The organism is uncultured Limosilactobacillus sp. (genome assembly GCF_934202235.1).
In the GTDB taxonomy this organism is placed as follows: domain Bacteria; phylum Bacillota; class Bacilli; order Lactobacillales; family Lactobacillaceae; genus Limosilactobacillus.
The window spans coordinates 1-8,328 of the sequence record NZ_CAKPXS010000058.1; the positions used below are offsets into that span (position 1 = coordinate 1).

4 protein-coding genes and 1 tRNA gene are annotated in these 8,328 nt (G+C 50.5%); 4 read left to right on the plus strand and 1 reads right to left on the minus strand.

Annotated elements, in window-relative coordinates:
* Positions 1-91: 91 nt before the first annotated feature.
* Positions 92-2,647, minus strand: coding sequence for a bifunctional lysylphosphatidylglycerol flippase/synthetase MprF (mprF, locus tag Q0E49_RS07460; protein WP_295747601.1), 2,556 nt, complete (start codon positions 2,645-2,647; stop codon positions 92-94).
* Positions 2,648-2,775: 128 nt separating this feature from the next.
* Between mprF and Q0E49_RS07465 the strand changes: the two genes are divergently transcribed.
* The 4 genes from Q0E49_RS07465 to Q0E49_RS07480 all read left to right on the plus strand — a co-directional run bounded on the left by Q0E49_RS07465 (position 2,776) and on the right by Q0E49_RS07480 (position 8,241).
* Positions 2,776-2,850 (plus strand) — tRNA-Asp (locus Q0E49_RS07465).
* Between the two features lie 62 nt (positions 2,851-2,912).
* The gene (locus Q0E49_RS07470) at positions 2,913-3,788 is read left to right on the plus strand and encodes an RluA family pseudouridine synthase (RefSeq protein WP_295747604.1); all 876 of its coding nucleotides are present in this window, start codon (positions 2,913-2,915) and stop codon (positions 3,786-3,788) included.
* Positions 3,789-3,969: 181 nt separating this feature from the next.
* A complete protein-coding gene (locus Q0E49_RS07475) occupies positions 3,970-7,404 on the plus strand; it encodes a pyruvate carboxylase (RefSeq protein WP_295747606.1) in 3,435 nt (1,144 codons plus the stop codon).
* 78 nt (positions 7,405-7,482) lie between these two features.
* Positions 7,483-8,241 (plus strand): biotin--[acetyl-CoA-carboxylase] ligase, encoded by a 759-nt coding sequence (locus Q0E49_RS07480; protein ID WP_295747609.1) that lies wholly within the window; start codon positions 7,483-7,485, stop codon positions 8,239-8,241.
* The last annotated feature ends 87 nt before the right edge of the window (positions 8,242-8,328 follow it).

Here is an 8,328-nt window from a genome sequence, read left to right on the forward strand (position 1 = left end):
AGCTTAGTTGCCTAAAAAATTATTATTCAGTTTTTCAGTCGAAATATTCAACTTCCAACTTTATGGGTACACGTCACGTTACTCTTTTTGCTTAGTTAATCCGTTGGAGACGGTGGACCGGCTGGTTGATGACGATTACCAGGGCAAGAATGTTGCTGATAATCGAGTTCTTCTTCCGGTAGACGGTGTAGCGGCCTTCCCACCGGTCGGCATACTTGGCTTTGTAACGACGGAGACCCTGGAAGCCGTAAAAGCGGTAGCCATATTCGTAAATGAAGTGGGCAATCTTTTCTTCCAGGAAGCTAAAACGGGATTGACCAACGTTACTTAAGGGCGCCATTCCCAGGTCAAATTCCTGGTAGCCTTGTTGTTGACCGTAGAGAAACATCGAGATGAACACCTTATCCATAATGCCTGACGGCGCATCCTTGCTGTGGCGCATCAAGTCGATGGTCAATAGTTTTTTGGAGCCAGTGGGCATGAAGGTTGCAAAGGCGACCATCTGGCCATCTTTGTTCCTGACAATTCCGACCGGTGCCTGGTTAACGTAGTAGTCTTCAAAGAAACCGAGTGAAAAGCCCTTTTCCACCTGGTCACCGAGCCACTCGTTGGAGACGGTCCGCATTTCGTTGAGCAGGGAGTCGGCAAACGGTGGTTGTTCAATCGAGAACTGGTAGCCTTCGCGGTCAAACTTGTGCATCAGCGCCCGTTGAGACCGCTGACGTTTGCCGGCGAGGGTAAAGTCAGCCAAGTTAACCCGGCCGTCTTCACCAGTCTTGATGAAGTCGAAGCCAAATTCGTGCAGCATCATTGTCGTACTTTCACTGACTTCATAGAAAAGTGGTTGGTAACCGTATCGGTCGGCCTTGTTAATAAAGTCGATAAAGGCGTCACGGAGAACCGCCTGGTTACCGACTGGCTCGCCCATGACGATGATTTTGTCGTACTTGAGTTGGTACATCAAGTACAACTGGTCTTTGCCATCCTGCTGGTAAAAGTAGAGAAACTTATCGCGCAGGAAAGCGAGGTGGCTAGTCTCGTTCCCACCAAATTCTTTGATGACGTTGCGAATCCGGTCGGCCCGGAATGAGTCAACGGCCAGGAAAGGATCGTTGGCGGTGGTAAAGTACCCCATCATGATAAACATGACGACCAGCCCCAGTAGCAGCCCCACGAAACCAGACAGCCAGATTTTTTCTCCCGGGAAGAGAAGAAAGTCGGGAATGTGGTGAGCAGCGAGGTAGCGGGGACGGTTGATCACCCCGATCACAAAATAGATTGCGAGTGAACCAAAGAAGATGGTGATATCAAACATCAGTTTACCGAGGGAGTAAACGAATTTTTTCCGGTACAGCGTCCGCCGCGACATCAGGACAAGGATAAAGACGAAGACCAAAAAGACGGTTAAACTGATAGTACCAAGATTCCAAATGGTGTTAACAATGCCGATCCCGAGGACCAGCAGTGTTGGCCAGTAGGCTTTGGTTAACTTTGCTTGCAATCCCCGGGCACAGGCCAGTAGTGCAATTGCAAATAGCATGGTCGTTAGCTGGTGCAGAAAGAAGAAAGTAAAGGGATAAAACTTCATCAAGAACTTGTTGCCAGTAGTGAGATCGGGCAAGCAGGCGGCCAGCAGCATCAGAATACCTGAGAGATACATAAAAATCGTCAGCAAATAATAAGCTAGCTGGTGGAGGGCCTGCCGTGGGAGGTCGTCAAAGTAGTTATTCACCTTTTGACTCAACTGCGCGAGACTCATGACCAGCGAGATCGCCAGTGGTACTAAGTAGTAAAAGACCCGGAATAAGAGTAACCAGATGACAGCCGTTGCCCGGTGAACACCCAGTAAGGAAAGCTCCATCATCATGATGATATCAAAGGAGCCCAGTGCCCCGGGGATCATTGAAAGAATCCCGACCATTTGTGCAATGACGTAAAGTGGCAGGACTGCAGCTACCGGGACGTTAATTCCCATCATGAACCCGACTAGGATAAAGAAGAGGGCGACCAACAACCATTCTAGGGTTGACGAGATAATCACAAATGATTCCAGTTTGACGGTTAGGTCGGCAAATAATTGCGTCTCCCGCGCCTGGGTAACGATGATTAGTAGTGGTGAGTAGCAGCCGCCGAGGATCAACCAGAGGATGTAGCGGTGTAAATGGGCGCCGGTTTTCGAAGTAAAAATGAGGAGGAGGGCTAGCCAGCAGAGGACGGACAAGCCCGACATTAAGAAGACGGTGATTTTGGAGATAGCAATCAGCACGTCGCCTTTTTTCTCGTTTTTGCGGCCATAAAAATAAGCGCGGAGGGTTCCGCCGATGAGGCCGCCAAAGCCAGCGATATTATTAATCGTGTTGGTGATCCAGCCACTACGAATAATGTAGAGCGGAGAAAAGTTCACTTTCAGCAGTTTGACGACCGCAAAGTCGTAGCCAAGCATCGGGGTGATGGCTACGCAGCCGCACACTAGCATAATAAGGATACTGAGCGGGGAGAGACTAGCTAAACCGGTCCCCACTTTGTGCCAGTCGACCTGTCGCAAAAAACTGGTGAGGGCGACAACAACGAAAAGAATTACCGAGAGGACAAAGATGGTCTTGACGATTCGGCCATTCCGTTGCCACCAGCGACGAACTGCTTGCATGATTAATGATCCTCCATTTCCGAGCAAAACATATTACTATTAGTATAAGCGATTCGGAACAGAAACAAAATTACTAAAGAGGTTGACGTTGGCAAAAAACTCCCGTATAATTCTAAACGTTGTCAAATGGTCCGTTGGTCTAGTTGGTTTAGGACGCATCCCTGTCACGGATGAGATCACGAGTTCGAGTCTCGTACGGACCGTTCCCGGCGTTGCGGTGTTGCCGCAACGCTTTTTCTATATACTCATGAGGGAGGTTATCAAGATGGAAAATACCTGGGTTTACCGGGGGAGTGAACCGGTCAAGATTAAAAAGTTCCTCCAGTCGTTAGGGATGGGACACCGGCTGTTCAACGACATCAAGCGTGGTGGCGGCAGCTTTGAGGTCGATCACCGGCCAGTCCGCCCAACCACGAAAATTTTGCCCAACCAGCCGCTGACCATTAAGGTTGATCCGGAGCCAGCCGACCCCACAGTGGTGGCAAGCAGTGAACCGTTAGTCGTTGCCTACGAGGACGATAACTGGTTGCTAGTCAACAAGCCGGCAGGGGTGCCGTCCATTCCCGGACCGACCACGGCGGATGATACCATCTTAAACCGGGTCAAAGGCTACCTGGTTGATAAGAAGGCTGCCGATCAGCGGCCCCACCTCATTACCCGGCTGGATTTTGGCACTTCGGGACTCTTACTGGTGGCAAAACACCATGTTGCCCAGAGTATGATTAGCCGTCAGGTGGAAAACCACGAATTGCATAAGCAATACCTTGCCTTAGTGACAGGGACAATCAATAACGATAGGGGAACAATTAATTCACCATTAGCCCGGGTTCCTGGTCAGGCCCGGCGGGTAGTTGATCCGGATGGCGATCCGGCACTCACCGAATACGAAGTCAAGCAGCGTGGTAACGGTTGGACACTGGTCCGGGCAACACTGAAGACTGGTCGGACTCACCAGATTCGGGTGCATTTTAGCTCCATCGGCCACCCCTTGCTAGGCGACAAACTATATGGTGGTGCTGAGACGCTCATTAACCGGCAGGCACTGCACGCCGCTAGTTTATCCTTTATTGACCCGTTCAGCGGGGCAGAAAAAACATTTACGGCACCACTGCCAATAGACATGAAGAACATCATTGGCTAAAAAAGAAACTATCACTGTTGAAAGACCAACAGCTGATAGTTTTTTTGCTTTATTGTTCGTTTTTTAAGACAAAAAAAGAGTAAAATGAGAAATTTGTCATTTTTTAACAGCAAAAATGGTATAATCGCCCTATTAAAGATGCTAAGTAACCATGTATATCGTCAAAGGCGGTGCTACAAAAGTGTTTCAAAAGATTTTAGTTGCTAACCGGGGGGAAATTGCCAACCGGATTATCCGTGCCTGCCACGAATTAGGGATTAAGGCGGTCGCGGTATATGCCCAGGAAGATGAGTACAGTACTCACCGGTTTGCCGCTGATGAAGCTTACCTGATTGGTAAGAATGAACAGCCAATTGATGCTTACCTGGATATTGATGAAATTATCCGGGTTGCCAAGCAAAGTGGTGCCCAGGCTATCCACCCTGGCTACGGTTTCCTATCAGAAAATGCTGGCCTTGCCCAGGCCTGTGCTGATAACGGGATTAAGTTTATCGGGCCCCGGGTCGAACACTTGAAGATGTTTGGTGACAAACTAACTGCCAAGCATATTGCCCAGGAAGCTGGGCTTCACACCATTCCGGGGATGCAGGGTGATGTCAAAACGGTGGGGCAAGTGCGTGACTTTGCTCACCAGTATGGCTACCCAATTATGGTTAAAGCAGCCATGGGTGGCGGTGGTCGTGGGATGCGGATCATCAAGGACGACCAGCAGCTAGCCGAAGAGTTTGACCAGGCAAAGGACGAAGCCAAAAAGGCCTTTGGTTCGGATGAAATGTACGTGGAAAAAGACATTGTCAATCCCAAGCACATTGAAGTCCAGGTAATTGCCGACGAACATGGGCACGTCATGCACCTCTTTGAACGAGATTGCTCTGTCCAACGGCGGAACCAAAAGGTGATTGAATTTGCCCCGAGCGTCGTCTTATCACCAGCCCGGCGGAAGCAAGTGTGTGACATGGCAGTCCAGTTGATGAAGAGTGTCGACTACCAAAACGCTGCAACGGTTGAATTTCTGGAAACGCCAGATGACTTTTACTTTATCGAAGTTAACCCGCGGGTCCAGGTGGAACACACCATCACCGAAATGATTACCGGGATCGACATCGTCAAAACGCAGATCCGGGTTGCTGCTGGTCAAGACCTTTATAGCGATATTCACTTGCCAAAGCAGGATGAGCTGGAGTTTCACGGTTGTGCGATTCAGTGCCGGGTCACGACTGAAGACCCCGAAAATAACTTCATGCCGGATACGGGACAGATTACCAACTACAACTCTCCTGGTGGGAATGGTGTCCGGCTAGACGGGAATGCCTACGCCGGGTATGTGGTGACACCGTACTTTGACTCGTTACTGGTCAAGTGTATTGTCCAGGCGGATAACTTTACTGATGCTAACAAGAAGATGCAGCGGGCACTCAACGAATTTAATATTCGCGGGGTCAAGACGAACATCCCATTTATGCTGAACGTTTTACGTCATCCGACCTTTGCGGACGGCAATGCCAAGACCACCTTTATTGATACCACGCCGGAGCTGTTCCACTTCAAGCACAACCCGGACGTGCCAACACAGCTGATTCGCTACATTGGTGACGTGACGATCAACGGTTTTGCTGGCGTGACCCGTCATGAGAAGGTGAATGTTCCCCACATGGACGTTCCCGAAGTGGCGTCAATTGAGGCGGATTCGTCAGCTTCACTGACGATTAAGGATATCTTGGACCAGCAGGGTGCTGACGCGGCCATGAAAGCCGTTTTGACCAACCCGCGGGTCATGCTGACTGATACGACGATGCGTGATGCCCACCAGAGTTTGTTTGCCACGCGAATGCGGACCTTTGACATGCTGCCGGCGATGAAGGTTTATGACAAGGCAATGCCACACCTCTTTTCGACTGAAACGTGGGGTGGGGCGACCTTTGACGTCTGCTACCGTTTCTTAGGTGAAGACCCGTGGCAGCGGTTGGCAGCGTTAACTCACTATATGCCACACACAATGCAGCAGATGCTCTTGCGGGCTTCTAACGCGGTTGGTTATCAAAACTATCCGGATAACGCCCTCAAGCGGTTCATCGACCACAGTGCCCAGTCAGGAATTGATGTTTTCCGGATTTTCGACTCACTGAACTGGATTGAACAGATGAAGCGGCCAATTGCCTACGCACGCGAAACTGGCAAGATTGCTGAAGGGACGATGTGCTACACTGGTGACTTGCTCGACCCGCACGAAACGAAATACACGCTGGATTACTACCTTCATTTAGCCAGCCAGCTGGTAGATGCCGGGTCGCAAATCATTGCGATTAAGGACATGGCAGGCTTACTGAAGCCGCAGGCAGCCTTTGAACTCGTTGGTGAGTTAAAGGCCAAGTTGGATGTGCCAATCCACCTCCACACCCACGATACGACCGGGAACGGGATTGCGACCTACGTTGCCGCTACAAAGGCCGGCGTTGACGTGGTTGACGTGGCCATGAGCTCCATGGCCGGAACGACTAGCCAGCCAGCAATGCAGACTTTCTACCAGGCCCTGGAGGGTGACCAGCGGCAACCAGAAATGAACCTGGCTAACTCACAAGTACTGGATAAGTACTGGTCGGAAGTGCGGCCACTATACAAGGACTTCAGTAACGGTGTCGACTCACCGAAGCCGGAACTGTATGCTACTGAAATGCCGGGTGGTCAGTACTCTAACCTGAAGCAGCAAGCTAAGTCGATCGGCATTGATGACTTCACCGAAGTAGAAGAAAAGTACCAAGAGGTCAATGAACTCCTGGGCAACATTATCAAGGTAACGCCAAGTTCAAAGGTGGTCGGCGACATGGCACTGTTCATGATCCAAAACCATCTCAATAAGGACAACCTGCTGGAAAAGGGGCAGACAATGGACTTCCCTGACTCGGTGGTCAACTTCTTTGCCGGCGACTTGGGTCAGCCGTACGGCGGCTTCCCTCGTGACCTGCAAAAGGTGGTCTTAAAGGACCGCCAAGCAATTACCGTGCGCCCAGGATCATTAGCTCAGCCGGTGGATTTTGCGGCGGTCAAGGCGGAATTAGCTGATAAGATCCACCGTCAGCCAACTGAAGACGACGTCTTGGGCTACGTAATGTACCCGAAGGTGTTTATTGATTATATCCACAACAACACAGTTTACGGGAAGGTTGGCCTGCTGGATACGACGACCTTCTATCAGGGAATGCGATCGGGCGAGACAATCCACATTACCCTGGGTAAGGGTAAGCAGATGATTTTGACCTACCTTTTTGACTCGGCCCCTGATGCGAAGGGGGTTCGGACGTTGCACTTTGCTTACAACGGCAAGCAATTCTTGATGAAGATTGCTGATAATAGCCTGAAGAACAAGGTAAAAGTAGTTCCGAAAGCTGATCCGGATAACCCGAACGAAATCGGTATGCCACTGAGTGGGAACGTTGTGAAGGTCAATGTTCAACCTGGTGACACCATCAAGACCGGTGAAGTGATGGTGGTCACGGAAGCGATGAAGATGGAAACTAACGTTAAGGCGCCATTTAGTGGGACTGTGAAATCAGTGACCGCTAAGGTTGGCGACCAGTTAGATGATCACGACCTCTTGCTGACGATTGAACCAAAGTAGGCAGGAAACAGCGTGAAAAAGAAGCGGGTCCCGGTAAGGACCCGCTTCTTCAGTCAAACTTTTGAGGAGGGATGATTGATGGTCCGGTTTGCCCGGTTAACCAAACGAGGAATTGTTGTTGAGTGGCGAAAAACGGTCACGTCGACCAATACCGTGATGCAGCAGGAGTTAGCAAAGACCCAGTCAACAAGCCCAAGCGTGCTGGTCGCCGAACGGCAAACGGCGGGTCATGGAAAACTGCAACGGTCCTTTTTTTCCCCGGCAGGTAGTGGTATTTATGTGACGATCGGCCTTCCACTGTCATTTTTGGCACCCGGCTGGCAACCACAACGCTTGACCATTTGTGCAGCCGTGGCTGCTTTTCAGGCTGTCCGACCGTTGGTTGACGATCAGTTGACGATTAAGTGGGTTAATGACTTGTACCGCGGGAATAAGAAGGCGGCGGGGATGTTGGCAGAAACAGCGCTAGACCGGGATAACAAGTTACGGGGAGTGGTGGTTGGCTGGGGAATCAACATCAACCAGTCAGCTGACTGGCCGCCAGCGTTACAAGAAGTCGCGGGAACAATCGTTGATCACCCGCTGACGGCGACAGAACGTGATGACTTGGTCGACGTGCTGGTCGATCGGTTCTTGAACCTCTTGCGTGTTCCCTGGTCAGCAGTACTGATGGTCTACCGTGATCACCAGTACTTAGCTGGTAAGTCATTAACGGTTCAGTCTGGAAACAGCTTGGTGGCCGGTTGTTTTGAACGAATCGAAGATGACGGGCGGCTAAGTATTCAGACTGCCGGAGGATGCCGAAGTTTTGCGTCCGGGACGGTTCGTTTACAATAACAGGCAAAATAAGGCTCTTTGTCAAATCCTGTTGATGGGTAAGAATCAGGCTTAAGCGGCCTGGTTCTTTTTTTGTGCCATTTGGCG